We start from the raw sequence: 24,836 nt of genomic DNA, 5'->3' as shown, positions 1-24,836 counted from the left end.
CCGCGCCTCAGGCGTCGAGGGCCAGCGCCTCCAGCGGCACCGGCCGCCCGAACAGGTAGCCCTGGAAGGCCCGGCAGCCGTGTGCCACCAGCCAGGCCCGCTGGGCCTCGCTCTCCACCCCCTCGGCGACCACCTCCAGCTTCAGGCTGTGGGAGAGCGCGATGATACTGGCGACGATGGCCATGCTGGCCTCGTCCTCGAGCAGGTCGCGCACGAAGGACTGGTCGATCTTGAGCTGGTCCAGGGGCAGCCGCTTGAGGTAGGAGAGCGACGAGTAGCCGGTCCCGAAGTCGTCCAGGGCGAAGGTGATGCCCCGCTCCCGGAGCCTGAGCATCTTGTCGCGGGCCTCGTCACGCTCCTCGAGGAACAGGCTCTCGGTGACCTCGAGCTTGAGCCGCCCGGGAGGCGCCCCGCTGGCCTCCACGGCCGCCAGCACACGCTCGACGAAGCCCGGGTCGCGGAACTGGCGCGGGCTGACGTTCACCGACACCGTCAGCAGCGCCGTTCGCGGGTCACCGGCCCAGGCCGCCAGCTGGCGACAGGCCGCCTCGATCACCCAATGGCCGATCGGCACGATCAGCCGGTTCTCCTCGGCCAGGGGAATGAACGCCGCGGGCGAGACCATGCCGCGTTCGGGGTGCTGCCAGCGCAGCAGCGCCTCGACGCCGCAGACGGCACCGCCTTCGTCCACCTGGGGCTGGAAGTGGAGCCGGAGCTCGTCGCGGGGCAGGGCCAGGCGCAGGTCCGCCTCGAGCCGCGCCCGGGCCTGCAGCCGCACCTGCATCTCGGGATCGAAGAAGCTCAGCGCATTGCGCCCCGCCGACTTGGCCTGGAACAGCGCCATGTCGGCCTGCTGGAGGATCTCGTCGAGGGTGGTCTCGTGGTCGCGGAACAGGGTGATGCCGATGCTCGCGGTCACCATCAGGCTCTCGTCGCCCAGGCGCACCGGCGACTGCAGCACCCCGAGCAGCTTGCTGGCGACGCGCTCGGCCACCCGGGCGACCTCGTCCTCCGTCTGCCCCAGGTCGTGCAGCAGCAGGGCAAACTCGTCGCCGCCCAGCCGCGCCAGGGTATCGGTCTCGCGCAGCACCTCGTCGAACCGCGAGGCGACCTGCTGCAGCAGCTGGTCCCCGGCGTGGTGGCCCAGGGTGTCGTTGACCCGCTTGAAGTGGTCCAGGTCGAGGAACAGCAGCGCGCCGAGCTGGCCGTTGCGGTAGCTGTCCTTGAGCGCCCCCTCGAGGCGGTCCAGCAGCAGGCGGCGGTTGGGCAGCCCGGTCAGCGGATCGTAGAAGGCCAGCTGGTGGATCTCGTGCTCGGCGGCCTTGCGCTCGGTGAGGTCGCTGAAGGTGGCCACGTAGTGGGTCAGCTCGCCGGCGTGATTGCGCACGGCGCTGATGGTCAGCCACTCCGGGTACACCTCACCGCTCTTGCGACGATTCCAGATCTCGCCCTGCCAGCTGCCCTCCCTCGCCACCCGGGCCCACAGCGTCGCGTAGAAGGCCGCGTCGTGGCGCCCGGAGCTGAGCAGGCGCGGGTTGTCGCCCACCACCTCCGCCTCGGCGTAGCCGGTGATGCGGGTGAAGGTGTCGTTGACCCGCAGGATGGTGCCCTCGGCGTCGGTGATCAGCATGCCCAGGTGGGTCTCGAAGGCGGTGGCGGCGATGCGCAGCTGCGCCTCGGTGGCGCGGGACTCGGTCACGTCGCGCACCACGGCCAGGGCGCCGCCCCGCCCCTGGCCGTGGTCGACCAGCGGGCTGAGCACGGTATGGAAGTCGCGCGCCTCGCCGCGAACCTCGAGGCCGTAGTCGTAGGCGGTCGGGCGGCCGGTCCGGGCCACCCGCGCGAACGCCGCCTCCAGCTGCTCGGCCATCGGGGCGGGCAGCACCTCCCGAAAGTGGCGACCCTGCAGCGCCTCGGGGGGCGTCATCAGCAGGTCGGGGTCGCCGGCGTGCACGTAGACGAAGCGTCCCTCGCCATCGAAGACGAAGATCAGGTCCTGCATCGAGCCCACCAGGGCCTCCAGGCGCGCCTCCCGGGACTGCACCTCGCGGCGGGCCTCCTCGCGCTCCCTCAGCCGGCCCTGCAGCTCCCGCTCCAGCATCAGCCGCCCCAGGTAGTGACGCAGCAGCCAGCCGCCCAGGGCCGCCACCAGCAGGAAGAGGCCGGCGAGCAGCCAGAGGCGCTGCCACCAGCCGGCCAGGATCACCTCGACCTCCTCGCCGACCACCACCGCCAGGGGCAGGTCCGCCACCCGCTGCATGGCATAGAGCCGCTCACGCCCGTCCAGTGGCGAGCCGGTGCGCAGCGTGATCTGGGACTCGCCGCCGTCGAGAAAGGCCCGGGTCAGCGGCTCGACCACCGGTCGGCCCATCACCGCCAAGGCCCCATCGCCGCCGACGTTCGGCCGCCGTGCGACCAGCTGCATCTCGGTGTCGAGGAGGGCGATGCTCTCCCCCCGGGTCATGTCCAGGCGCCCCAATGCCTCGCCGAAGATCGCCGGATCGAGGCGCAGGGCGGCGACACCGATGAAGCGCCCCGCCGCGTCCCGCAGCCGGCGGGCATGGACCAGGTGGTAGGCCTGCCCGAAGGGCGACCAGTAGAGCGGGGTGACGAGCACGTCCCGCGCCGGGTCGTCGAGGAAGGCAGTGAAGAAGTTGCGTCCGCTGAGGTCGAAGCCGGCCGGCCACCAGGGGGCCGAGGAGGCCAGGATGCGCCCCGAGGCGTCGACCAGGCTCAGCTCGTCGATGAAGGCGAGACGATCGCGCTGGGCAGCCAACCGGGCCTCGAGGCGCTCGGGCTCAAGAGCCGGCCCGGCCACGACCGGCGCCAGGGGATCATCTAGCAGCTGCGCCAGGCCGCCCAGGGCATGCTCGCTGACGGCGAAGGTGGTGGCCACCCACTCGGCGACGATATCGGCCCGGGCGACGGCGCGCTCGCGGCCGACCTCCAGGTCGCGGTGGTGCTGGCCCCAGAGGATCCCGGCGAACAGCAGCAGGATGGCCAGCAGGGCCACCAGATAGAACAGCATGGCGCGGCGACGCAGGCGGGCATGGCCGGTCCCGGGCTGACCTTGAAGCGTGAGGGCATCGCCACTCATGTCACCGGCGTTCCTTGCGTTAAATCAATCCGGAGAGAATATCGGTAGATCGTTCAGCAACTTGAGCACCGAGTCACGAGCCACCGCGTCATGGCACCCATTGAAGCAGAGAACGCCACGGTCCACCATGCGCGTCTCCGCACAGGCTCACCCCGGTTCGGCCAGCGCAACCGCTGCCCCTCGTTGCCGCCCGCCAACGACGCGGGCCGCCCTGAGGCGGCCCGGTCGAGGGTCATGCTGCCGGCGCGCCGGCGTCAGTTGCGGCCGCGCCCGGCGCCACGGCCTCCCCCGGTGCCCGGCTCGTGCATGCGCTGGCGACGCTCCTCCATGATGCGGTGGCGCATCTGCTGGCGATGCTCGGCCTGCAGCCGCTGGCGCTCCTCGGGGGAACGGGCGCCCTGCATGCGCTCGGCGAAGTCCCGGCGCTCCTGCGGGTTCATCATCTGGCGACCATAGATGCCGTCGGGCTCGAACCCGCGCTCCATGGCGCGCTGGCGGATCATCTGCTGGTACTCGTTGTGGATCTGCTGGCGCTCCTCGAAGGAGCGGGTGCTATGCAGGCGCTGACGGATCTGGTCGCGCTCCTGCTGGGTGGTCATCTGCCGGCCGTAGAGGGACTCCTCGAGGTCGGCGTCCTGGGCCTGGGCCAGGCCCACGGAGAGGCTCAGCACGGCCACCGGCAGCAGGGCGGCGCAGCGCTGGAAGAGTGACTGGCGTTTCATGGCGGTTACCTCATGGAAGAGCGAAGGGAATGACGTTATTCCCTGTGCCTCTTCATATGTAGTTGGCGCGTCGCTGCCCGTCCACGGCCGGATCACCGAACCGCCGGGGATCTGTCGCCGGGTTGATGCAGGACAAGCCCCGACAGGGCAACGACCGCGGCATGGCAATTGCCACGCGCACCGTCCACCCTGAGGGAAGAGCCGCCACCGCCGCCGGGACCGCCATGGACGACGTCGCCAGCCAGTTCATCGCCGCCAACCAGACCGCCATCGAGCTGGCGGTGGCCCTGATGCTGGGGGCGCTGATCGGCATCGAGCGGGGCTGGGTGGCGCGGGAGCAGAAGTCCGGCGAGCGCATCGCCGGCATCCGCACCCACGCCCTGGTGGGCCTGCTCGGCGGCATCGCCGCCCTGCTGACCGAGGCGCTGGTCGCCTGGGCCTTCCCGCTGCTGTTCCTGGCGGTGGCGGCCATCGGCCTGGTGGCCTGGCGGGCCCGAGTGACCGAGCATCGCGACTACAGCATCACCGGCCTGATCGGGCTGCTGCTGACCTTCTGCTTCGGCGCCATCGCGGTGGCCATCGACCTGGCCCTGGCCACCGCCTGCGCGGTGATCACCGCGGTGATCCTCGACAACAAGCGCGAGATCCACGGCCTGCTGAACAAGCTGCAGGCCCACGAGCTCGACGCCGGGCTCAAGCTGCTGATGATCACCGTGGTGATGCTGCCGCTGCTGCCCAACCAGGGCATGGGCCCCGGCGCGGTGCTCAACCCCTACGAGATCTGGTGGATGGTGGTGCTGATCGCCGCCATCTCCTTCGTCGGCTACTTCGCCATCCGCGTGGGCGGCCCCGAGAAGGGCATCCTCTTTACCGGCCTGTTCGCCGGGCTCAGCTCCTCCACCGCCCTGACCCTGCACTTCGCCCGCCAGTCGCGCCGCACCCCGGAGCTGGACGCCCTGCTCTCCGCCGGCATCCTGCTGGCCTGCGGCACCATGTTCCCGCGCATCCTGATCTATGCCGCGGTGATCCATCCCGCGCTGCTGCCGCGGCTGCTGCTGCCGACCCTGGTCATGGGGGCCCTGCTCTACCTGCCGGCGCTGTTGATCTGGCGCCGCCACCGCCTGGCGGCGCGGGTCGAGCGGCCGACGCCGATCCAGAACCCGCTGGAGCTGCGCACCGCGCTGCTGTTCGGCGCCCTGCTGGCGCTGATCATGCTGCTGGGGGAGTGGCTGCGGGAGTGGCTGGGCCAGGCCGGCATCTACCTGCTCGCCGCCGCCTCGGGGCTGGCCGACGTCGACGCCATCACCCTGTCGCTGACGCGAATGTCGCTGGAGCGCATCGATGCCCCCACCGCGGTGCTGGGCATCGTCATCGCCGCGGCGGTGAACAACCTGGTGAAGGCCGGCCTGGCGGCCGGCTTCGGCACCCCGCGGACGGGCTGGCGGGTCGGGGGGCCGATGCTCGCGTCGCTGGCCGCGGGGCTGGCGCTGGCCTGGGGGCTGTAGGGCCCCAGACTCAGTCGTGGGCCGTCGCCAGCAGCCGTGCCCCGAGCCGTTGAACCAGCCCCTCGGCCCCGTCCTGGGCCACCATCAGCAGCAGTTCCGGCAACCTCTCTCCCTCCTCTACCGCCTAGGCCGCGCCGGCGCCCAGCCGGGCCCGCTGACGCCGCCAGGCCGCGGGCGGCTGGCCGACTTCCCGGCGGAAGGCGCGACTGAAGGCGGACTCGGACTCGTAGCCGACCTCCAGCGCAATCGAGGCGATCGGTGCGCTGGAGTGGCGCAGCAGCCCGGCGGCTACCTGCATGCGCCACTTGGCGAGGTAGTGCATCGGCGCGTGGCCGGTGAAGCGGGCGAAGCGCTCGTGCAGGGACGAGCGTGACAGGCCGACGTGATCGGCAAGCCGGTCGATCGTCCAGGCCTCGGCGGGCCGGGCGTGGAGCAGCGCCAGGGCACGCCCGACATAGCGGTCGTTGAGCCCGGCCAGCCAGGTCGGCGGCCCCTCGGGCAGGTCGTCGAGGTAGCGACGCAGCAGCGCGACGAACATCGTCTCGCTCAGTCGCTCGAGCAGCGCCTCTCCGCCCGGCCGCTTGAGGGTCGACTCCGACAGCGCGAAGCGGATGAAGTGGGCGATCCAGTCATCGTCGTCGGCCTGCCCGGCAGGTACATGCAGCAGCTGGGGGAGGCTGGCGAGCAGCGGGTTGAAGGGGTGGGCATCGCAGCCGAAGAAGCCGCACACCAGGGTCGCGCCGTGCCGGTCGCTGGCCGGGTCGAGTCGCGACATCGAAAGCGTGGCGCCGCGCCGGCTGGCAAAGAACGGCAGCTGCTCCGGGCGGGGCAACCCATAGGGGCGCATGTCCACCTTGCCGCGCAGGCCCGGCTCGCTGGAGATCACATGGCGGTCGCCGTGGGGGAACATGACCACGTCGCCTGCCTGCAGCTGCACCGGCGCCTGGCCGACCACCATGGTCCAGCAGCTCCCCTGGGTCAGCACATGGTAGGCCATGACGTGTTCGATGCCCGGCATGATCAGCGCGGCGATGGCCCGGGCCGGGGGCGACTCGCTCACCCAGCGGTCATTGCCCTCGACATGGTAGAAGACCGCGCCCCGCAAGCGGATGCTGCGCAATACCTGGGACAGCGTGTCCTGACTCATGGCCACCTCGTCGGTGGGGGAAGGTGCGTCGAAGCCTGCATCACTGAGTATCGCGGACGATGCCTCCCATCGCCATGACAAACCGGATTCCCGGACAAGCCCGTCGGAGTCGGGGTCAGTCGCGCCGCCACCCGGCATCGCATACTTCAGCCGTGGCCCTTGCCACCGTGATGCCCCCTGACCCCGGAGAGACCCATGGAAACCCTGACCTATCGCACCCTGGACGGCCCCCTGGCCGCGCTGCCCCCCGAGGAGGCCGAGGCACTCGCCGCCGGCATCCGGGGCGGCGTCATCACCCCCGCCGATGTGGATTACGAGGACGCCCGCCGCGTCTGGAACGGCATGGTCGATCGCCATCCGGCCTTGATCGCCCGCTGCCTGGGCAGCCAGGACGTGCGCCGTGCCATCGACTTCGCCCGCGACCACCGCATGCTGGTGAGCGTGCGCGGCGGCGGTCACCATATCGCCGGCAATGCCGTGGCCGAAGGCGGCCTGGTGATCGACCTCTCCGCCCTGCGGGGCGTACGGGTCGACCCGCAGGGCCGGACCGCACGCGTGGGCGCCGGCGCCCTGCTCGGCGATGTCGACCACGAGACCCAGGCCTTCGGCCTGGCCACGCCGCTGGGCATCAACTCCACCACCGGGGTGGCCGGGCTGTGCCTGGGCGGCGGCTTCGGCTGGCTGACCCGCCAGCACGGCCTGACCATCGACAACCTGCTCTCTGCCGACATCGTGACCGCCGACGGCCAGCTGCACGTGGTCTCGGCCAGCCAGGAGCCCGAGCTGTTCTGGGCCCTGCAGGGCGGTGGCGGCAACTTCGGCGTGGTCACCTCCTTCGAGTTCCGGCTCCACCCGGTGGGCCCCCAGGTGCATGCCGGCCTGGTGGTCTACCCCTTCGCCCAGGCACAGAAGGTGTTGAGGGCCTGGCGCGATTTCAGCGCCGAGGCGCCACGCGAGCTCAGTGTCTGGACGGTATTGCGCCAGGCACCGCCGCTGCCCTTCCTGCCCGAATCGATTCATGGCCAACCGGTGGTGGTCTTCGCCCTGGTGCATAACGGCGCCCTCGAGGAGGGCGAGCGCCTGGCGGCCCGGGTGCTCGAGTTCGGCGAGCCGGTCGGCAGCATGCTCGGCGCACAACCCTATGCCGGCTTCCAGACCGCCTTCGACCCGCTGCTCACCCCCGGCGCGCGGAACTACTGGAAGTCCCACAACTTCCAGGCGGTCTCCGATGCGCTCATCGACACCGTGATCCGCGGGGCCGAGGCCCTTCCCGGGCCCGAGTGCGAGGTCTTCATCGCCCAGCTCGGCGGTGCCGCCGGCGAGGTCGCGGTGGCGGATACCGCCTACGCCGGCCGTGATGCCAACTTCGTGATGAACGTGCATGGCCGCTGGCAGGATGCCGCCGACGATGACCGGGTGCGGGAGTGGGCGCGGGGCGTCTTCCGTGACACCGGCCCGTTCGCCACCGGCGGCGGCTACGTCAACTTCCTGACCGAGGACGAGGCGGGCCGGGTCGACAGCGCCTATGGCCAGAACTATGCCCGGCTCCAGGAGGTCAAGCGCCAGTACGACCCCGACAACCTCTTTCGCCTCAACCAGAACATCGCGCCCGCGGTGCTGGCCCGGACAGCATGACCCCGCCCGGGCCGGCATCCCGCTGCCGGCCCGGGCCCCTCTTGCCCCTCGGCCGCCTCGGGCGGCGGCGAGCTATACTGAGACGGCTCCCCACCCCGCGCCGACCGGTCCTGCCGGCACCCAGTGTCCCTGCCCAGGCACGGCAAGCCAGACGCCCCTGCTCTCGAGAGGTACGGCCATGCACCCATGGGTCACTGCCGCGCTGCTGGCCTTGCTGCTGGTAAGCGTTCGGTCCCTCGCCGATCAGGAGGAGCGGGCGGAAGCCGCCGCCGCCAAGGCCGAGGTGCTGGAACGGGTCGTTGCCCCCGACGCCACTGCCACCCCGCCCGACGAGCCGATCACCGAACAGGAAGTACAGGCCGTGGACCCGGCGGGCACCGATCCGCTGGAGGAGCCGATCACCTGCCTGGCACGCGCCATCTACTGGGAAGCCAAGGGGGTACCCGGCCGCGACATGGAGGCCGTGGCCAATGTCGTCATGAACCGGCTCGCCCATGAGGGATTCCCCAATACCGTCTGCAACGTCGTCACCGAGGGCTCCGAACAGCCCCCCTGCCAGTTCTCCTGGTGGTGTGATGGCCGGCCGGACGAGGTCGTGGAGCCCGATGCCTACGAGATCGCCAGGGAGGTCGCTCGACAGGCGCTCAATCTGGAACTGGCCGACCACACCGGAGGCGCCCTCTACTTCCATGACCGCACGGTGACCCCCCACTGGTCGGCAGTCTATCCCCTGACCGCCGAGACGGAGCAGTTCCTGTTCTACCGGCCCGAGGGCGGCTAGGCGCGCTAGCCTGCCGCTCACTCCTCCGCCGTCGATTCGTCTCGGATATCCAGCCCCAGGAAACCGCCGGACTGGCGGCGCCAGAGGGCGGCATAGAGCCCGTCCCGGGCCAGCAGCTCGCGGTGGGTACCGGTTTCCACGATGCGTCCCTCGTCGATCACCACCAGCCGGTCGAGCATGGCGATGGTGGAGAGGCGATGGGCGATGGCGATCACCGTCTTGCCCGCCATCAGCGCGTAGAGCTGCTCCTGGATCGCCGCCTCCACCTCGGAGTCCAGCGCCGAGGTGGCCTCGTCCAGCACCAGGATGGGAGCGTTCTTGAGCAGCACCCGGGCGATGGCGATGCGCTGGCGCTGGCCGCCGGAGAGCTTCACCCCGCGCTCGCCGACGTGGGCGTCCAGGCCGCAGCGCCCCTGCAGGTCGACCAGCTCGTCGATGAAGGCATCGGCGTGGGCGCGACGCACCGCCTCGCGAATGGCCGCCTCGCTGGCCTCCGGGCTGCCATAGCGGATGTTGTCGCGCAGCGAGCGGTGCAGCAGCGAGGTGTCCTGGGTGACCATGCCGATCTTCCGCCGCAGCGACTCCTGGGTGACGCCGGCGATGTCCTGGCCATCGATCAGGATGCGCCCACCCTCCAGGTCGTAGAAGCGCAGCAGCAGGTTGGCCAGCGTCGACTTGCCGGCCCCGGAGCGGCCGATCAGCCCCACCTTCTCGCCAGGGGCGATGGTCAGGTCGAGGCCGTCGAAGACCCGCATGCCCTCCCCATCCGGGCGCGCATAGCCGAAGCGCAGCGCCTCGAAGCGGATCTCGCCACGGGGCACCGAGAGCGCCGGCGCCCCGGGGGCGTCCTGGATCGCGGGCTCCCGGGCGATGGTGTTGAGGCCGTCCTGCACGGTGCCGATGTTCTCGAACAGGCTCGCCACCTCCCAGAGGATCCAGTTGGACATGAAGCGGATGCGCATCACCAGGGCGATGGCCACGGCGATGATGCCCAGCGACACCGCCTCCAGGTACCAGGCGCCGATGGCCATGGCCGCCACCCCGGCCAGCAGCAGGGAGTTGAGCAGGGTCAGGGTCACGGTGAGGCCGGTGGCCAGGCGCATCTGGCGATGCACCGTGGCCATGAACGGCTCCATGGCATCGCGGGCGTAGGCCTGCTCGCGGCGGGTGTCGGCGAACAGCTTGATGGTCTGGATGTTGCTGTAGCTGTCGACGATGCGCCCGGCCATCACCGCCCGGGCATCGGCCTGGGCCATGGAGACCGCCCGCAGGCGCGGCACGAAGACCCCCATGATCGCCCCATAGCCCAGCAGCCACACCACCAGCGGCAGCATCAGCCAGGGCTCGGCCTGGCCCATCAGCAGCATGGCGCCGGCAAGGTAGACGACCACGTAGACCATCAGGTCCATCAGCTTCATCACCGTCTCGCGCACCGCCAGCGCCGTCTGCATGACCTTCTGGGAGACCCGCCCGGCGAACTCGTCCTGGTAGAAGGCGAGGCTCTGGCCCAGCATGTGGCGATGGGCCAGCCAGCGGCCGATCATCGGATAGTTGCCGAAGATGCTCTGGTGGGTCACCAGCGCCTGCAGCAGGGTCAGCAGCGGCAGCACGACCACCACCAGCGCCGCCATGCCGGCCAGCCGCCAGCCGTACTCGGCGAAGAAGCCCTCCCGCTCGGCCCCGGCCAGCCAGTCCACCAGCTCCCCCATCCAGGAGAAGAACAGCACCTCCGCCGCCGAGACCAGGGCGGTGAGCAGCGACATCACCAGCAGCAGCGGCAGCACCGGCCGCGAGAAATGCCGGATGAAGGGGAACAGTTCCCGGGGCGGCGTGCCATGCGCCTCCTCGGGGTAGGGGTTCACCAGGGTCTCGAAGTAGCGCAGCAGCGGGCGAAGCATGGCGATCTCGGCTGGGGGTGATCGGCCCATGATACGCCGGCCCACGGTCGCCTGCCCGGACCGGGCGGATCATCTTAGGCGGGCGACGGCCTGTCACAGGTCAAGCCGGCAGCCTGGAGGGCAAGCGGAAGCCGGACCGAGGACTATGCTGGGGAGACACGCATCCACGAGGCCGCCGCCCATGGAGATTCTGCGCAAGCGCCGCCGCGAGGCCCGGGAAGCGGTGCTGGACGACTATCCCTCGGTCCGCGCCCGTTTCTCCTGGGACGAGGCCCGGCGCTGGCTCGACGGCCTGCCCGACGAGGGCGGGCTGAACATCGCCCACGAGGCGGTGGACCGCCACGCCACCGGCGAGGCCGGCGAGCGCACCGCGATCCGCTGGCTCGGCAAGGCGGGGGCGCGACGCGAGATCCGCTACCGCGAGCTGGCCGGACTCAGCGCCCGCTTCGCCAACGTGCTCGGCGAGCTGGGCGTCGCCCGCGGCGACGGCGTCTTCCTGCTCGCCGGGCGGGTCCCCGAGCTCTACCTGGCGGTGCTCGGGGCACTCAAGCACGGCGCCGTGGTCACCCCGCTGTTCTCCGCCTTCGGCCCCGAGCCCGTCGCCACCCGGCTGTCCCTCGGCGAGGGGCGGGTGCTGGTGACCACCACCAGCCTCTACCGGCGCAAGGTGGCCCCGATCCGCGACCGGCTGGCAAGCCTCGCGCACGTGCTGGTGGTGCGCGACGACGACCAGGCGCTGCCCGAGGGCACCCGGGAGCTCGGCCCGCTGCTCGAGGCGGCCGCGCCCGACTATGCGATCCCGGCCACCGACCCCGAGCAGCCGGCCCTGCTGCACTTCACCAGCGGCACCACCGGCACGCCCAAGGGGGCGCTCCACGTCCATCAGGCGGTGGTCGCCCATCACGCCACCGCCCGCTTCGCCCTCGACCTGCGCGCGGGCGACGTCTTCTGGTGCACGGCCGACCCCGGCTGGGTGACCGGCACCTCCTACGGCATCATCGCCCCGCTCTCCATCGGCGCCACCCTGGTGGTGGACGAGGCGGAGTTCGACGCCGAGCGCTGGTACCGGATCCTCGACGAGGAGGCGGTCAGCGTCTGGTACACCGCCCCCACCGCGGTGCGGATGATGATGAAGGGCGGCCCCGAGCGGGCCCGCACCCGGGCCTATCCCTCGCTGCGCTTCATCGCCAGCGTCGGCGAGCCGCTCAACCCCCAGGCCGTGCACTGGGGCGTGGAGGCCTTCGGCCTGCCGATCCATGACAACTGGTGGCAGACCGAGACGGGCGGGATCATGATCGCCAACTTCGCCAGCATGGACATCCGCCCCGGCGCCATGGGCAAGCCGCTGCCCGGCATCGAGGCCGCCGTGCTGCGTCACCTGCCCGACGGCGGCGTGGCCCCCGTCGACGCGCCGGACGAGGAGGGGGAGCTCGCCCTGCGCGCCGGCTGGCCCTCGATGTTCCGCACCTACCTTCACGAGGAGGAACGCTACCGGCGCTGCTTCGTGGATGGCTGGTACCTGACCGGAGACCTGGCCCGCCGCGACGGCGAGGGCTACTTCTGGTTCGTGGGCCGCGCCGACGACATGATCAAGTCCGCCGGCCACCTGATCGGCCCCTTCGAGGTGGAATCGGCGCTGATGGAGCACCCGGCGGTGGCCGAGGTCGGGGTGATCGGCAAGCCCGACCCGATGATCGGCGAGGTGGTCAAGGCCTTCGTGGCCCTCAAGCCGGGCCATGCGCCCGACGAGGCGCTGCGCCGCGAGCTGCTCGGCTTCGCCCGCAAGCGCCTCGGACCGGCGGTGGCGCCCAAGGAGATCGAGATCCAGGCGTCGCTGCCCAGGACCCGCAGCGGCAAGATCATGCGTCGCCTGCTCAAGGCCAGGGAGCTGGGCCTGCCGGAGGGCGACACCTCGACCCTGGAGGCTCCCTGATGCCCTCCCCCGATACCTGCCCCGCCTCCGGCGCGGCCGCCCTGGACGACCCCGACCGGGCCCGGGCGCTGCTGTGGCAGATGCTGCGCATCCGCCGCTTCGAGGAGAAGTGCGCCGAGCTCTACAGCGCCGGCAAAATCCGCGGCTTCCTGCACCTCTACATCGGCGAGGAGGCGATCGCCGCCGGCGCCATGCCGGCCCTCGCCGAGCGGGACCACGTGCTGGCCACCTACCGCGAGCACGGCCATGCCCTGGCCCGCGGCGTTCCCGCCGGGGCGATCATGGCCGAGATGTACGGCAAGCAGGAGGGCTGCAGCCGCGGCCGCGGCGGCTCCATGCACCTGTTCGACGCCGGACGGCACTTCATCGGCGGCAGCGCCATCGTGGGCGGCGCCCTGCCGCTGGCGGTGGGCTATGCCCTGGCCGACCGGCTGGCCGGGCGCGACAGCGTCACCGCCTGCTTCTTCGGCGATGGCGCCGTGGCCGAGGGAGAGTTCCACGAGTCGCTCAACCTTGCCGCCCTCTGGCAGCTGCCGGTGCTGTTCCTGTGCGAGAACAACCGCTATGCCATGGGGACCGCGCTGGAGCGCCACCAGTCCCAGGTCGACCTGGCCGCCAAGGCGGCCGCCTACCGCCTGCCCAGCGAGTCGGTGGACGGCATGGACGTTGTGGCGGTGGCCCGGGCCACCGAGGCGGCGGCCGACCGGGTGCGCGCCGGCCAGGGGCCGATGTTCCTGGAGTACCGCACCTACCGCTTCCGCGCCCACTCGATGTTCGACCCCGAGCTCTATCGCGACAAGGCCGAGGTCGAGCAGTGGAAGAAGCGCTGCCCCATCGAGACCTTCGCCCGCGAGGCGGTGGCCAGCGGGCTGCTCGCCGCCACGGCGCGCGACGAGCTCGAGCGCGAGGTGGCCGAGGAGATCGACGCCGCCGTGGCCTTCGCCGAGGCGGGCACCTGGGAGCCGGTGGAGCACCTCTGCCACGATGTCTATGCCCGGGAGGTGCGGCCATGACCACGCAGACCATCGCCTACCGCGAGGCCCTTCGCCAGGGGCTCCATGCGGCCCTCTCCCGCGACGAGCGGGTGTTCCTGATGGGCGAGGACGTGGGCCGCTACGGCGGCACCTACGCGGTCAGCCACGGCCTGCTGGAGGCGTTCGGCGAGGCGCGCATCCGGGATACCCCGCTCTCCGAATCGGCCTTCACCGGGGCGGGCATCGGCGCAGCGCTGAACGGCCTGCGCCCCATCGTCGAGATCATGACGGTGAACTTCAGCCTGCTGGCCCTCGACCAGATCATGAACAATGCCGCTACCCTGAGGCACATGTCCGGCGGGCAGCTCAATGTGCCGCTGGTGATCCGCATGACCACCGGCGGGGGGCGACAGCTCGCCGCCCAGCACTCCCACAGCCTGGAGGGGTGGTATGCCCACATCCCGGGGCTGCGGATCGTCGCCCCGGCGACCCACGAGGATGCCCGCGGCATGCTGCTCGCCGCCCTGGAGGACCCCGACCCGGTGCTGATCTTCGAGCATGCCCTGCTGCTGAACGTCGAGGGCACGGTCGAGGGCGAGCCGCACCCCATGGAGCTCGACCATGCCGCCATCCGCCGCGAGGGCGGCCAGGTCAGCCTGATCACCTACGGCGGCATGCTGCACAAGACGCTGGCGGCCGCCGACCGGCTGGCCGCGGCGGGCATCGAGGCCGAGGTGCTCGACCTGCGCACCCTCCGCCCGCTGGACGACGCGGCGATCATGGCCAGCGTGGCGAAGACCCACCGGGTGGTGGTGGTCGACGAGGGGTGGCGCAGCGGCAGCCTGTCGGCGGAGATCATCACCCGCATCAACGAGCAGGCCTTCTTCGAGCTGGATGCCCCGCCGGCACGCGTCTGTACCCGGGAGGTACCGATCCCCTATCCCAGGCACCTGGAGGACGCGGCGATCCCCCAGGTCGAGGATATCGTCGCCGCCGTCCATCGGCTGATGGGCGGGCCAGGAAGCGGGGAGCCCTCGTGAGCGAGTTCCGCATGCCCTCCCTGGGGGCCGACATGGAGAGCGGCACCCTGGTCGAATGGCTGATCCGGCCCGGCGAGCGGGTCGAGCGCGGACAGGTCGTCGCCGTGGTGGAGACCCAGAAGGGCGCCATCGACGTGGAGATCTGGGAGGCCGGCAGCGTGGAGCGGCTGGTGGCGGAAGAGGGCCAGAAGGTCCCGGTGGGCGAGGTGCTGGCGGTGATCCTTGCCGAAGGCGAAAAGGCCGAAGGCGAGTCCGCACCGGCCGACCGCCCCACCCCCGAAGCCCCCCGGGCGCCTTCGCCGCGGGCACCCGGCCTCTCGCCGCCGCCAGCCAGGGCGACGCCGGAAGTGGCATCTTCCGGCGCGCGCCTGCGCATCTCCCCGGCGGCGCGCAAGCGGGCCGCCGAACTGGGGCTCGACCCGACAGGCGTGAGCGGCAGCGGTGCCGGGGGCAGCATCACCCTGGACGATATCGAACGTGCGGCCAAGGTCGCCGAGCCTGGCCGGGCCGCCCCCTCCCCCCAGGCAGCCCCCACGACCGACGCCCGCGGCGCCATGCGCCAGGCCATCGCCGCCGCCATGGCCCGCTCCAAGCGCGAGATTCCCCACTACTACCTGGGCCATACCCTCTGCGTGGAGCCGGCCCTGGCCTGGCTCGAGGCCCACAACGCCGAGCGCCCGGTGGCCGAGCGGCTGATCTTCCCGGTGCTGCAGCTGCGCGCCGTGGCGCTGGCGCTCGAGGCGGTGCCGGAACTCAACGGCTGGTATCGCGACGGCGCCTTCCAGCCGGCCGAGGGGGTGCACCCGGGGGTGGCCATCGCCCTGCGCGGCGGCGGCCTGGTGGCCCCGGCGCTGCATGACGCCGATCGGCTCGCGCCGGACGCCATGATGGCCGCCCTGCGCGACCTGCTGGCCCGCGCCCGCCAGGACCGGCTGCGCAGCTCGGAGCTCACCGCGGCGGGCCTCACGGTCACCAACCTGGGCGACCTGGGCGTGGAGAGCGTCCAGGGGGTGATCTACCCGCCCCAGGTAGCGCTGGTGGGGTTCGGGCGCATCACCGAACGTCCCTGGGTCCGCAACGGCCAGGTGGTCGCCGCCCGCTGCCTGCACGCCTCCCTGGCCGCCGACCACCGGGTCACCGACGGCGCCCTGGGCGCGCGCTTCCTGAGACAGCTCACCGACCACCTGCAGGAGCCCGAGCGCCTATGGCCGACCTGAGCCGCGACACCCTCCGCGAGACCGTCATCGACGCCATCCTGGCGGTGGCCCCCGAGGCCGACGTCGACGCCCTGCCCCCCGGCCGCCCCTGGCGGGAGGCGCTGGAGGTCGACTCCTTCGACTTCCTCAACATCCTGGTCGACCTCGAGAAGCGCCTCGGCGTCAGCGTGCCGGAGAGCGACTACCACGAACTCGTCACCCTGGAGGGGCTGCTCGACTACCTGGAGAGCCGGCTCGCCGCCTGAGTCGGCGGTGGTCACGGAGGATGCCCGACGCGGGCAGCCGCGGCGGGCGCCAGGTCGGCCGGCATCACCTCCTTCAGCGGTCCTCGCGGATCGGGCCGAACTCCACCGGCAGCCAGCGATAGCCCTCGCCCTCTCGGATCACGTGGCCGATGCCGGGAAACGGCAGGTGGGCGCCGGCCACCCAGTGCGCGTCCTCGGCGGCGCCCTCGAGCACCGCCTGGCGGGTCGCGATGGCCTGCTCGGGGTCGGTGTCGAACTCGATCGCCACGCTCGGGTCATCGAACTGCACGCCGTAGCTGTGCACCACGTCGCCCCACACCAGGATCTCGTCGTCATCGCCCTCGAACAGGAAGCTGGCATGGCCCGGCGTATGGCCGTGGGTGTCCCTGGCCTCGATGCCCGGCAGCAGCTCGTCGCCGGGCTCGAAGGTCGAGAAGCGCCCCGCCTCGCGGTACGGTGCCACGGCGTTGCGCGCCATGTCGAAGAAGGCGCGGTCCTCCTCGGGGACGGCCTCGGCCCGGGCCTCGCTCAGCCAGAAGTCGGCATCGCCCCGGCTGGCCCGCAGCTCGGCGTTGGGATAGACCGGCCTGCCCTCGCCATCCACCAGCCCGCAGACATGGTCCGGATGCAGGTGGGTCATCAGCAGGGTATCGACCTCCTCCGGGGCATAGCCCGAGGCACGCAGGTTGGCTTCCACCTGCCCCAGGGTCGGGCCGAAGCAGGCCGCGGAACCCGCATCCACCAGCACCAGGTGGTCGCCGGTATGGACCAGGAAGGCGTTGACCGCCGTCTGCACGCCCGGCTCGGTGTCGATGAACAGTGCATCCAGATGGGCGCGCAGCGCCTCCTGGTCCATGCCCGTCAGCAGCCCGGTATCCAGGTCGATGTAGCCGTCGTAGAGTGCCGTGACCTCATGCTGATCGACCATCATGCGAAACCAGCCGGGCACCTGGTCGCGACGCTGGTCGGGCGGCGCGGCCTGGACGGCGAGCGACAGCGACGCCAGGGCGAGCGCCAGGGCGCCGACGGCCGGCACGGGGCCTGGGACGATCATCTTCGGGGCCATCACCTTCATGGGTACCTCCTCGGTCAGGACTTCATCGTGGCGGCCGAGCGCTCAGGCCGGCCGTTCATTGAGCTGCCAGTCGTTGTCGGTGAGCGGCTCGCCGCCCTCCGGGGTGACCCTCACGGTATCGCTGAGGCCGATCCCCCACTCTCCCGGCAGGCGCAGGCAGAGCGGCAGGTGGAAGACCATGTCGGCGGCGAACTCCCGCGGCTGGCCGCGGGCGATATAGCCGGTGCCCTCGACCCAGCTGGGCGGGAACTGGGCCCCCACCGCATAGCCGAACACTCCCGAGAAGAACAGCCGGTCGGCCTGGGGGGCCAGCACCGCCTCGGCGGCGCGGGCGGCATCGTCGAAGGTACGGCCGGGGCGCATCTCGGCGGTGAGCGCCTCGAAGAGGCCACGACACAGGTCCCGTACCGCCTGCATCTCGCGGCCGGCCCGACCCGCCACGGCGGTGCGCATCATGGGGGCGGTGTAGCGCTGGAAGGCCGAGCCGAACTCCAGGAACACCGGGTCCCCGGCCTCGATGACGGTGCGCTTGTGGTTGACGTGGATGATGCTGATGCGCCGCCCGCTGGTGACAATGGGCTGCAGGCTCATGAACTCGCTGCCGGCCGCCAGCATCGCCCGGGCGCCCTCGGCGGCGACCTCGTTGTCGGTGACGCCGGGGGCGATCACCGCCTCGGCGGCGGCGAGGCCGGCCGAGGTGATCCGCGCGCTCTCGCGCAGGCAGTCGAGCTCTGCCGGCGTCTTGACGATCCGGATACGATCGACGACATCACCGCCGTCGTCACGAAAGCGCCCGGCTCCGAGCCGCGCCTGGAGCTCGCGGATCACGCCGAAGCGCAGGCCGGCGCCGAAGGCATCCAGGCCGATGGCCCGGAACGGGGCCAGGGTCTCGGCCAGCGGCTCGATCACTTCCTCGACGCCTTCCCAGCGGTAGCCGAGGATCTCGTCCACCTCGGCGGTGACCACGGCCGGGCCGGTCTCGATGGAGGGCACCTGCAGCACCCGCCGGTCGGCCGAGACCACCAGCGCCGTGTGCACCGAGACCTCGAAGGTGTGGTAGCCGGTCAGGTAGAAGATATCGGCGGGGTCGGTCAGCAGCAGCGCCTCGAGGCCCGCATCGCCCATCGCGGCGCGCACCCGGGCGAGCCGGGACGCGAACTCCTCGCGGGCGAAGGGCAGCTCGGCACCGGCGAGGTGGTCGGCCAGGGCATGGCGGTAGGCGTGGTGGTCCATGAGCACTCTCCGGGCAGCGCCGTGATGGCGTTCGAGCGAGGATCGACCCCGACGGTTCGGGGCTACCGGCAGTGTAGACCCGACCCGGCGCACGCCACCGCGAGGAAGCGAAAATATCCCTGTTCGCCTCCGGCCCGGTTTCGTAGAATTCCGCCACATGTTGAACGCCACAGGACAACGATATGGGTAGGGCCTTCCAGAACCGCAAGGAATCCATGGCCAAGACGGCCGCCGCCAAGACCAAGGTCTACAGCAAGTACGGCCGCGAGATCTACGTGGTCGCCAAGCAGGGCGGCACCGACCCCGCCGGCAACCTCAGCCTGCGCGGCCTGATCGAGCGCGCCAAGAAGGACCAGGTGCCCTCGCATGTCATCGACAAGGCCCTGGACAAGGCCAGCGGCGTGGGCGGCGAAGACTTCTCCCCGGCCCGCTACGAGGGGTTCGGCCCCGGCAACTGCATGGTCATCGTCGACTGCCTGACCGACAACCCCAACCGCACCTTCGGCGACGTGCGCGCCTGCTTCAACAAGGCCAAGAGCAAGCTCGGCACCCCCGGCAGCGTCAGCCACATGTTCGATCACTGCGCCATCCTGGCCTTCGCCGGCGATGACGAGGAGGCCACCCTGGAGGCGCTGATGGAGGCCGATGTCGACGTCACCGACATCGAGAACGAAGAGGGCCGGATCACCGTCTTCGCCCCGCACACCGAGTATGCCAAGGCCAAGCAGGCACTGCTCGACGCCTTCGGCGAGCTCGACTTCGAGGTCGACGAGATCCAGTTCGTGCCCCAGACCGTGACCCCCATCGAGGGCGACGACGTGGCGATGTTCGAGAAGCTGCTCGACACCCTCAACGACCTGGACGACGTGCAGAACGTCTTCCATAACGCCGAGCTGTGAGGCGACGGCCGCTCACCCTTCCCGGCGGCCCGTGATCGGGCGCCGGGAAGGGTCGGCGAGGCCGCGGATGCGCCGACCGAGGTCTACTCCCGGGCGTCCACGGGAATCATCAGGTGCTGATAGTCCGTCCCCTTCCACATCACATAGGGGCCGCCGTTGTGCGGATCGGTGGGGAAATTCTCCAGCAGCTCCGCCGGGGCAATCAACATCAGGTGAGGCCCTTCCTTGACCCACTCGTTGTCATCAGTGGGGCCCTCGGCATAGGGATCGACATTGCTGGCGCCCTCATCACCCGACAGCATGTACGCCACGCCGATCGACTCGGCGGTGAACGGCTCCTTGTTCTGCCAAGCCTGCGCCCACTCCATCCATAGTTCGTCGAGACACATCGGCGCGGTGCCCGAAAGCACCGGCGGTGTCGGCATGCAGGTAAAACCATTGGAGCCCTCCTGCAGGACATTGCCCTCCCAGTCGACCACCCGTGCCCCTTCCTGCATGCCCGGCCAGGCGGCACTCAGGGCATCTGCCTTGAGATCCTCCTCGGCCAGCGCAGTACCGGAACCGGCCAAGCTCATCAGCAGGATAGCCAGGGCACCGGTGCCCACCCGTCCATTCATACCCGTGTACGTTTTCACCGCCTTCTCCTTCTCGTTGGAGAAGTGCCTGTCCACCAGCCCCTTCCGACCGAAGCGGCATCACTGCAGCGAAACCCGACAAGCCCTCCTCGACCCTCCGGATGCTCGCCTGACCAACCCGCCGGGCAGGCAACCTCAGTACAGCCCCAATCCGCCAGCGCCTCCAGAGAAAGCGATGAAAGGCGCCGGGTTCATGGGAAAAATCAGGCACCAGCATGAGGCGCTCGCTGCACCGGAGGCCGGGCAATACCAGGCCTCGCGTCTGCACATCGGGTTCACCGCAGCCCCGCCTCTTCGCTCAGGAAGGCGTCTATTCCCGCGGAGTAGTCCGGCTCGCTGTCCAGGAAGCCGGTGTTGTGGCCGCCGCGGATCTCGAGCAGGCGCTTCGGGTCATGCGCCGCCCGGTAGACGGCCTCGCCCTCGGCGAAGGGGATGATCTCGTCGTCGCGACTGTGGATCACCAGCAGCGGCGCCTCGACGCCCTGGACATGAGTCTCGGTGTCATGGGAGACGCGCGCCAGCCAGCGCGCCGGCAGGAAGGGGTAGAGGCGCTGCCCGAGCTTGGGCACCGAGCGGAAGGGAGACTCCAGGATCACCGCCGCCGGACCCTGTCCGCGCCCCGATGCTTCCAGCGCCTCGGCCAGCTGGGCCGCCACGGCGGCCCCCAGGGAGCGTCCGAACAGCACGATCTCCTCCGGCGCCCGATCGGCCTCCTCCCGCAGCCAGCGCCAGCCGGCCCGGGCGTCCAGCGCCAGCCCCTCCTCGGAGGGTCGCCCCTCGCTGCGGCCATAGCCACGGTAGTCGAGGATCAGCACCGAGAGCCCCAGGCGGTGGAACTGCACCAGGGAGTCGAGGCGATGGGAGAGGTTGCCGGCGTTGCCGTGCAGGAAGAGCAGGCTGGCCCGGGGGCGCTCGTGGGGCAGCCACCAGGCGTCCAGGGCCAGGCCGTCCTCGGCCTCGAGGGTCACCGGCGACCAGGCCAGGCCGCGATCGGCCGGGGTGCCGATGGGCTCGCGTCCCATGTGCGGCAGATAGAGCAGCCGTTCCTGGAAGGCCCAGGCCAGCGCCACCACCAGCAGGTAGACCAGGGCGATCCCGACAAGCCAGCGCAGCAGCATCGTCTCCTCCTTTCCGCGCCCGCTGGCGAACCCGTGGGCGCTCAGCCGTTCGCGACTACCAGGCGCAGCCCCAGCCACAGGGCCATCGCCAGGGAGTAGAGCGCCGTCAGGCCCAGCAGGGCATTGAGCGCCGCGCCGTCGCGGCGGCGCATCTCCCGCGCGAGCCCCAGCGCCGCCAGGCCCGTGAGACCCCAGGCGATCCAGGCCCAGGCGACCAGACCCAGCGGCAGCGTGGCCGCCAGGGGCCCTGCCGTCAGGAGGGCGAACAGTCGCCGGGTGGCGCCCGGCCCCATGCGCACCGCCAGGGTGATCTTGCCGGCCCGGGCGTCGGTATGGCGGTCGCGCAGGTTGTTGACCACCAGGATGGCGGCCACCGGCATGCCCACCAGCAGGCCCGCCGCTACCGCCTCCCGGGTGATCGGGCTCTGCTGGGCCAGCAGCGAGCCCAGCACCGCCACCGGGCCGAAGAAGGCCCATACCGCGAGCTCCCCCAGCCCCCGGTTGGCGTAGGGGCGCCTGCCGCCGCTGTAGCCGAGCACGCCGAGCAGCGCCAGGCCACCCAGCCCCCACAGCAGCCAGTGGCCGAAGAGCACAAGCCACAGCCCCGTGGCCACGGCAACGCCCAGGGTCAAGGAGAGCCCCACGCGCAGCTCGCCGGCGCTGAGCCAGCCCCCCTGCAGGGCGCGGGTGGGGCCCAGGCGGTCGGGCTGGTCCACGCCGGAGAGGCCATCGAAGAGGTCGTTGGCCAGGTTGACCGCCAGCTGCAGCGCCAGCGCGCAGGCCAGGCAGAGAGCGGCGGTCGGCAGGCTGAAGTGGCCGGGCACCACCAGCGCCTGGCCCAGCAGCACCGGCCCCAGCGCGGCGGGCAGGGTTCGTGGGCGCAGCGTCTGCCCCCAGACCCTCACCTTGTGGCTCACCGCCGTGGTCATCGACCTCCTCCCTGAGCGCGCCGCCGCCCGTCGCCGCGGCGCATGACATGGGGCATACTCTGTGGCGTATCCCCCGTGCCTGCAAGGAGATAAGGATGTCCGCAGCCTGGTTGTCCCAGGTGGCCCTGCCCTGGGTGCTGGCCAGCGTGATGATGGCCATGGGCCTCAGCCTGACCGGGGCCGACTTCGCCCGCACCTGGCGCCATCCCCGCCGGGTGCTGCTCGGCACCGGCCTGCAGATGCTGGCCCTGCCGCTGCTGGCCTGGGCGCTGGTGCTGCTGCTGCCCCTGCCGCCCCTGGCGGCGGCCGGCCTGCTGCTGGTGGCCCTGGTGCCGGGCGGGGCCACCTCCAACATGTTCAGCTACCTGGTGCAGGGCGACCTGGCCCTGTCGGTCACCCTGACCGCCATCGCCGCCGTGCTGGCGCCCTTCACTCTGCCGCTGGTGATGGGCTGGAACCTGGCGCTGCTGGATCTCGCCAGCGGTGGCCTCTCGCTGCCCTACTGGCAGACCGTCGGCCAGCTGCTGATGGTCACCCTGCTGCCGGTGCTGGCGGGCATGCTGCTGCGCCAGGCCCTGCCGGCGCCCTGGCTGACGGTGGTGCTGCCGGGGGTGAAGGGGTTCACCGGGGCCGCGATGGTCGCGGTGGTGGTGGCGCTCTTCGCCAGCCACGCCGAGCGGCTGCCGTCCCTGGTCAGCCTCGAGACCCTCGCCGTGCTGCTGCTCTGCCTCTCGAGCATGCTGCTGGGCCACGGGGTCGCCCGCCGGCTTCGCTTGCCCCACGACAGCGTCCGCGCCATCACCGTGGAGGTGGGCGTGCAGAATGCCGGGGTGGCGATGATGGTGGCCTTCGTGCTGCTGCAGCAGCCGGCCATCGGCCTGGTGCCGCTGCTCTACGGCCTGCTGATGAACGTGCCGGTGTTCCTGTGGATGTTCGCCTGCCTGTGGCGGGATCGCCATCCGGCATCCGCAATTGCCGACAGGCGCTGAGCCCCCTGCCGCTCACCCGTCGCCGATCCGTCGCGTGGCCGGCACTCGCCCCAGATGGCCGTCAGCTGCCTGCGCGGCGACTGACGGCCGGACGGGCTACTCCACGGTGATGGTGATGACCTCGGAGGTCAGCGGCGGGTCGAAGCTGACATGTCGGTAGTCCATGAACAGCAGCTGGAGGCTGTACTCCCCCGGCTCCAGCTCCAGGGTGCCCTCGGTCTGGCCGCCGCCGAAGTGGCGGGTGTGGTCGGTGAAGGGCAGCGGCGCGTCCAGGTCCACGTCTTCCAGCGGCATGTTCACCAGCAGGTGGTGATGGCCGGTATCCGGCAGGTCGGCCCCCGCCGGCGCCACGCCCATGCCCTTGAGCCCCATGCGCACGGTCACCGGGCTCGACAGGGTGGCGCCATCCTCCGGCGAGATGAGATAGACCTCGGCGCCCTCGGCGGCCGGGACGCGCTCCAGCTCCGCCATGGCCGGGGCCGCCAGCAGCGCGCTGCCGGCCAGTCCCAACGCCAGGGCCAGGGTATAGGTCCGCGTGTTCATGGTTCTCTCCTTTGCCATTCCGCGATGGCGTGCAGGGCGGCATCCACCACCCGGTAGGCACATTCGGGCCGATGCAGCCCGCTCCCGCCTCACAGCCTAGCCCAGGGCAGCCGGGTTGGCAGGCGGGTCCTGCTCAGTCGCGGGGGATGTCGCACCCCATCTCGCCGCCGCGGGCCCAGTGCTCGCCGTCCACCTCGTGGAAGAACACCTGCACGGACTCCGCCCGGGCACCGTAGACCTCCTCGAAGGCCTCGGTGATGCGGCGCGCCAGCCGGCGCTTCTGCTCCAGGTCGCGGGGAAACTGCTGGATGGTGACGATGGGCATGGTGGCCTCCTCGGGCAGGGGTCTCGGTCGTGGCAATGGCAGGCCAAGATAGCAGAAACCCGCCGATGGGCGGGTTCCGGTAGGCGTAGCGCACAGGCGCTCAGCGGTCGGTGACGAACGCCTGGTAGGCCTCCCAGGCGTCCTCGACGCCCGCCTCGAGGAAGCGCGCGCCGTGCTCGGCGCTGGCCAGGGAGGGGTCGGAGCCCATGCGTCCATCCGGGAAGCGCCGGCGGAAGGTGCGGGCATCGCACTGGGCGCTACCCGTGGGGGCGAGGCGCGGCGACAGGATCACGTCGCGCACCGTCTGGGGGGCGGCGTGCCAGGCCAGCGACACCTCGGAAGCGGTGGCGTGGGAGCCCTCGGCCTCCCCGTAGAGGGACTCGGCCAGTTCGCGGCCGCGGCGGCCGGCGAACCAGTTGAACAGCCGCAGGTGCAGCTCCCCGGCCGCCTCGCGGCCCAGGCTGCGCTCGGCGAGCACCTCGGCGAAGGCCGCGTTCACGGTGGCGATATTCCCCCCGTGACCGTTGAGGAAGAAGACGTGGGTGAAGCCGTGATGGGCGAGCGACTCGATGGTGTCGCGCAGCACCGCGACCAGGGTGCTGGGCCGCAGGGTGAGGCTGCCGGGAAAGGCCAGGTGGTGCTGCGCCATGCCGATCGCCTGGGTCGGGCCGATCAGCACCCCGTGGCGCTCGCCCAGCGCCCAGGCGATCGCCTCGGGGCATAGCGAATCGGTGCCGATCGGGCCGTTGGGGCCATGCTGCTCGGTGGAGCCGATGGGCAGGATGATGCCCGTGGAGTGTGCCAGGTAGGCTTCCACCTCCTGCCAGGTGGCGTGTTGCAGTCGCATCGATGCGCTCCCCGTTGGTCGGCCGATGACGCCATGATGGCAGATCCGC

General features: G+C 71.2%; 22 protein-coding genes. 10 read left to right on the top strand and 12 right to left on the bottom strand.

Going from position 1 to position 24,836, the window contains the following annotated elements; genetic code table 11:
• Positions 1–7 precede the first annotated feature (7 nt).
• Positions 8–3,097, bottom strand: a complete 3,090-nt coding sequence (locus BDK63_RS14790; RefSeq protein WP_246386176.1) for a bifunctional diguanylate cyclase/phosphodiesterase — start codon at positions 3,095–3,097, stop codon at positions 8–10.
• 254 nt (positions 3,098–3,351) lie between these two features.
• On the bottom strand, positions 3,352–3,819 hold the full coding sequence (locus BDK63_RS14785) for a hypothetical protein (protein WP_183333305.1): 468 nt from the start codon (positions 3,817–3,819) through the stop codon (positions 3,352–3,354).
• Positions 3,820–3,980: 161 nt separating this feature from the next.
• Here BDK63_RS14785 and BDK63_RS14780 point away from each other — a divergent pair, with 161 nt between their 5' ends.
• Complete coding sequence (locus BDK63_RS14780; protein ID WP_246386173.1) at positions 3,981–5,324, top strand: MgtC/SapB family protein; 1,344 nt, start codon at positions 3,981–3,983, stop codon at positions 5,322–5,324.
• Between the two features lie 124 nt (positions 5,325–5,448).
• Here the strand turns inward: BDK63_RS14780 and BDK63_RS14775 are convergent, their stop codons facing one another.
• Positions 5,449–6,471, bottom strand: coding sequence for an AraC family transcriptional regulator (locus tag BDK63_RS14775; protein ID WP_183333303.1), 1,023 nt, complete (start codon positions 6,469–6,471; stop codon positions 5,449–5,451).
• Between the two features lie 195 nt (positions 6,472–6,666).
• On the opposite strand from BDK63_RS14775, the gene BDK63_RS14770 reads away from it, so the two are divergent.
• Positions 6,667–8,106 (top strand): FAD-binding oxidoreductase, encoded by a 1,440-nt coding sequence (locus BDK63_RS14770; RefSeq protein ID WP_183333301.1) that lies wholly within the window; start codon positions 6,667–6,669, stop codon positions 8,104–8,106.
• 178 nt (positions 8,107–8,284) lie between these two features.
• A complete protein-coding gene (locus BDK63_RS14765) occupies positions 8,285–8,887 on the top strand; it encodes a cell wall hydrolase (protein WP_183333299.1) in 603 nt (200 codons plus the stop codon).
• 17 nt (positions 8,888–8,904) lie between these two features.
• On the opposite strand, the gene BDK63_RS14760 is transcribed toward BDK63_RS14765, so the two are convergent.
• Complete coding sequence (locus tag BDK63_RS14760; protein ID WP_183333297.1) at positions 8,905–10,785, bottom strand: ABC transporter ATP-binding protein; 1,881 nt, start codon at positions 10,783–10,785, stop codon at positions 8,905–8,907.
• A gap of 181 nt (positions 10,786–10,966) precedes the next feature.
• Between BDK63_RS14760 and acsA the strand changes: the two genes are divergently transcribed.
• The 5 genes from acsA to BDK63_RS14735 are packed head-to-tail and all read left to right on the top strand — an operon-like array spanning position 10,967 to position 16,194.
• On the top strand, positions 10,967–12,718 hold the full coding sequence (gene acsA, locus BDK63_RS14755; RefSeq protein ID WP_183333295.1) for an acetate--CoA ligase: 1,752 nt from the start codon (positions 10,967–10,969) through the stop codon (positions 12,716–12,718).
• Positions 12,718–13,731, top strand: a complete 1,014-nt coding sequence (pdhA, locus tag BDK63_RS14750) for a pyruvate dehydrogenase (acetyl-transferring) E1 component subunit alpha (RefSeq protein WP_183333293.1) — start codon at positions 12,718–12,720, stop codon at positions 13,729–13,731. Before acsA ends, pdhA begins: the two co-directional genes overlap by 1 nt.
• The gene (locus BDK63_RS14745) at positions 13,728–14,732 is read left to right on the top strand and encodes an alpha-ketoacid dehydrogenase subunit beta (protein ID WP_183333291.1); all 1,005 of its coding nucleotides are present in this window, start codon (positions 13,728–13,730) and stop codon (positions 14,730–14,732) included. The genes pdhA and BDK63_RS14745 overlap by 4 nt, the downstream gene beginning before the upstream one ends.
• On the top strand, positions 14,729–15,949 hold the full coding sequence (locus BDK63_RS14740) for a 2-oxo acid dehydrogenase subunit E2 (RefSeq protein WP_183333289.1): 1,221 nt from the start codon (positions 14,729–14,731) through the stop codon (positions 15,947–15,949). Before BDK63_RS14745 ends, BDK63_RS14740 begins: the two co-directional genes overlap by 4 nt.
• Positions 15,937–16,194 (top strand): acyl carrier protein, encoded by a 258-nt coding sequence (locus BDK63_RS14735; RefSeq protein ID WP_183333287.1) that lies wholly within the window; start codon positions 15,937–15,939, stop codon positions 16,192–16,194. Before BDK63_RS14740 ends, BDK63_RS14735 begins: the two co-directional genes overlap by 13 nt.
• Positions 16,195–16,267: 73 nt before the next feature.
• Here BDK63_RS14735 and BDK63_RS14730 read toward each other — a convergent pair whose 3' ends face one another.
• Both BDK63_RS14730 and BDK63_RS14725 read right to left on the bottom strand, forming a co-directional pair.
• On the bottom strand, positions 16,268–17,269 hold the full coding sequence (locus BDK63_RS14730; RefSeq protein WP_246386171.1) for an MBL fold metallo-hydrolase: 1,002 nt from the start codon (positions 17,267–17,269) through the stop codon (positions 16,268–16,270).
• A 42-nt stretch (positions 17,270–17,311) separates the two neighbouring features.
• Complete coding sequence (locus BDK63_RS14725; RefSeq protein ID WP_183333285.1) at positions 17,312–18,502, bottom strand: M24 family metallopeptidase; 1,191 nt, start codon at positions 18,500–18,502, stop codon at positions 17,312–17,314.
• Between the two features lie 182 nt (positions 18,503–18,684).
• Here BDK63_RS14725 and BDK63_RS14720 point away from each other — a divergent pair, with 182 nt between their 5' ends.
• Complete coding sequence (locus tag BDK63_RS14720; RefSeq protein ID WP_183333282.1) at positions 18,685–19,401, top strand: YebC/PmpR family DNA-binding transcriptional regulator; 717 nt, start codon at positions 18,685–18,687, stop codon at positions 19,399–19,401.
• Between the two features lie 83 nt (positions 19,402–19,484).
• On the opposite strand, the gene BDK63_RS14715 is transcribed toward BDK63_RS14720, so the two are convergent.
• From BDK63_RS14715 to menA, 3 genes are all read right to left on the bottom strand, one after another.
• Complete coding sequence (locus BDK63_RS14715) at positions 19,485–20,072, bottom strand: hypothetical protein (protein WP_221202645.1); 588 nt, start codon at positions 20,070–20,072, stop codon at positions 19,485–19,487.
• A 239-nt stretch (positions 20,073–20,311) separates the two neighbouring features.
• On the bottom strand, positions 20,312–21,154 hold the full coding sequence (locus tag BDK63_RS14710; protein WP_183333281.1) for an alpha/beta hydrolase: 843 nt from the start codon (positions 21,152–21,154) through the stop codon (positions 20,312–20,314).
• Positions 21,155–21,195: 41 nt separating this feature from the next.
• Entirely contained in the window at positions 21,196–22,083 is an 888-nt protein-coding gene (menA, locus tag BDK63_RS14705) for a 1,4-dihydroxy-2-naphthoate octaprenyltransferase (protein ID WP_183333278.1), read from the bottom strand.
• Between the two features lie 95 nt (positions 22,084–22,178).
• Here menA and BDK63_RS14700 point away from each other — a divergent pair, with 95 nt between their 5' ends.
• The gene (locus BDK63_RS14700; RefSeq protein ID WP_183333276.1) at positions 22,179–23,072 is read left to right on the top strand and encodes a bile acid:sodium symporter family protein; all 894 of its coding nucleotides are present in this window, start codon (positions 22,179–22,181) and stop codon (positions 23,070–23,072) included.
• Positions 23,073–23,168: 96 nt separating this feature from the next.
• Here BDK63_RS14700 and BDK63_RS14695 read toward each other — a convergent pair whose 3' ends face one another.
• From BDK63_RS14695 to BDK63_RS14685, 3 genes are all read right to left on the bottom strand, one after another.
• Positions 23,169–23,615: a DUF4399 domain-containing protein gene (locus tag BDK63_RS14695; protein WP_183333274.1), complete on the bottom strand. Its 447-nt coding sequence runs from the start codon at positions 23,613–23,615 to the stop codon at positions 23,169–23,171.
• A 133-nt stretch (positions 23,616–23,748) separates the two neighbouring features.
• Positions 23,749–23,940 (bottom strand): tautomerase family protein, encoded by a 192-nt coding sequence (locus BDK63_RS14690; protein WP_183333272.1) that lies wholly within the window; start codon positions 23,938–23,940, stop codon positions 23,749–23,751.
• 100 nt (positions 23,941–24,040) lie between these two features.
• Positions 24,041–24,787 (bottom strand): creatininase family protein, encoded by a 747-nt coding sequence (locus tag BDK63_RS14685; protein ID WP_183333270.1) that lies wholly within the window; start codon positions 24,785–24,787, stop codon positions 24,041–24,043.
• Between the last annotated feature and the right edge of the window lie 49 nt (positions 24,788–24,836).

The organism is Halomonas campaniensis (assembly GCF_014193375.1).
Classification (GTDB): Bacteria; Pseudomonadota; Gammaproteobacteria; order Pseudomonadales; family Halomonadaceae; genus Halomonas; species Halomonas campaniensis.
Note: the sequence above shows the minus strand (reverse complement) of the source record. Positions and strands in the feature narration are given on the sequence as shown.

Bases quoted from the DNA above. Each gene is read 5' to 3' on its own strand.
- BDK63_RS14790 (WP_246386176.1), bottom strand. From the start codon at position 3,097: ATGAGTGGCGATGCCCTCACGCTTCAAGGTCAGCCCGGGACCGGCCAT.
- BDK63_RS14785 (WP_183333305.1), bottom strand. From the start codon at position 3,819: ATGAAACGCCAGTCACTCTTCCAGCGCTGCGCCGCCCTGCTGCCGGTG.
- BDK63_RS14780 (WP_246386173.1), top strand. From the start codon at position 3,981: ATGGCAATTGCCACGCGCACCGTCCACCCTGAGGGAAGAGCCGCCACC.
- BDK63_RS14775 (WP_183333303.1), bottom strand. From the start codon at position 6,471: ATGAGTCAGGACACGCTGTCCCAGGTATTGCGCAGCATCCGCTTGCGG.
- BDK63_RS14770 (WP_183333301.1), top strand. From the start codon at position 6,667: ATGGAAACCCTGACCTATCGCACCCTGGACGGCCCCCTGGCCGCGCTG.
- BDK63_RS14765 (WP_183333299.1), top strand. From the start codon at position 8,285: ATGCACCCATGGGTCACTGCCGCGCTGCTGGCCTTGCTGCTGGTAAGC.
- BDK63_RS14760 (WP_183333297.1), bottom strand. From the start codon at position 10,785: ATGCTTCGCCCGCTGCTGCGCTACTTCGAGACCCTGGTGAACCCCTAC.
- acsA (WP_183333295.1), top strand. From the start codon at position 10,967: ATGGAGATTCTGCGCAAGCGCCGCCGCGAGGCCCGGGAAGCGGTGCTG.
- pdhA (WP_183333293.1), top strand. From the start codon at position 12,718: ATGCCCTCCCCCGATACCTGCCCCGCCTCCGGCGCGGCCGCCCTGGAC.
- BDK63_RS14745 (WP_183333291.1), top strand. From the start codon at position 13,728: ATGACCACGCAGACCATCGCCTACCGCGAGGCCCTTCGCCAGGGGCTC.
- BDK63_RS14735 (WP_183333287.1), top strand. From the start codon at position 15,937: ATGGCCGACCTGAGCCGCGACACCCTCCGCGAGACCGTCATCGACGCC.
- BDK63_RS14730 (WP_246386171.1), bottom strand. From the start codon at position 17,269: ATGAAGGTGATGGCCCCGAAGATGATCGTCCCAGGCCCCGTGCCGGCC.
- BDK63_RS14725 (WP_183333285.1), bottom strand. From the start codon at position 18,502: ATGGACCACCACGCCTACCGCCATGCCCTGGCCGACCACCTCGCCGGT.
- BDK63_RS14720 (WP_183333282.1), top strand. From the start codon at position 18,685: ATGGGTAGGGCCTTCCAGAACCGCAAGGAATCCATGGCCAAGACGGCC.
- BDK63_RS14710 (WP_183333281.1), bottom strand. From the start codon at position 21,154: ATGCTGCTGCGCTGGCTTGTCGGGATCGCCCTGGTCTACCTGCTGGTG.
- menA (WP_183333278.1), bottom strand. From the start codon at position 22,083: ATGACCACGGCGGTGAGCCACAAGGTGAGGGTCTGGGGGCAGACGCTG.
- BDK63_RS14700 (WP_183333276.1), top strand. From the start codon at position 22,179: ATGTCCGCAGCCTGGTTGTCCCAGGTGGCCCTGCCCTGGGTGCTGGCC.
- BDK63_RS14695 (WP_183333274.1), bottom strand. From the start codon at position 23,615: ATGAACACGCGGACCTATACCCTGGCCCTGGCGTTGGGACTGGCCGGC.
- BDK63_RS14690 (WP_183333272.1), bottom strand. From the start codon at position 23,940: ATGCCCATCGTCACCATCCAGCAGTTTCCCCGCGACCTGGAGCAGAAG.
- BDK63_RS14685 (WP_183333270.1), bottom strand. From the start codon at position 24,787: ATGCGACTGCAACACGCCACCTGGCAGGAGGTGGAAGCCTACCTGGCA.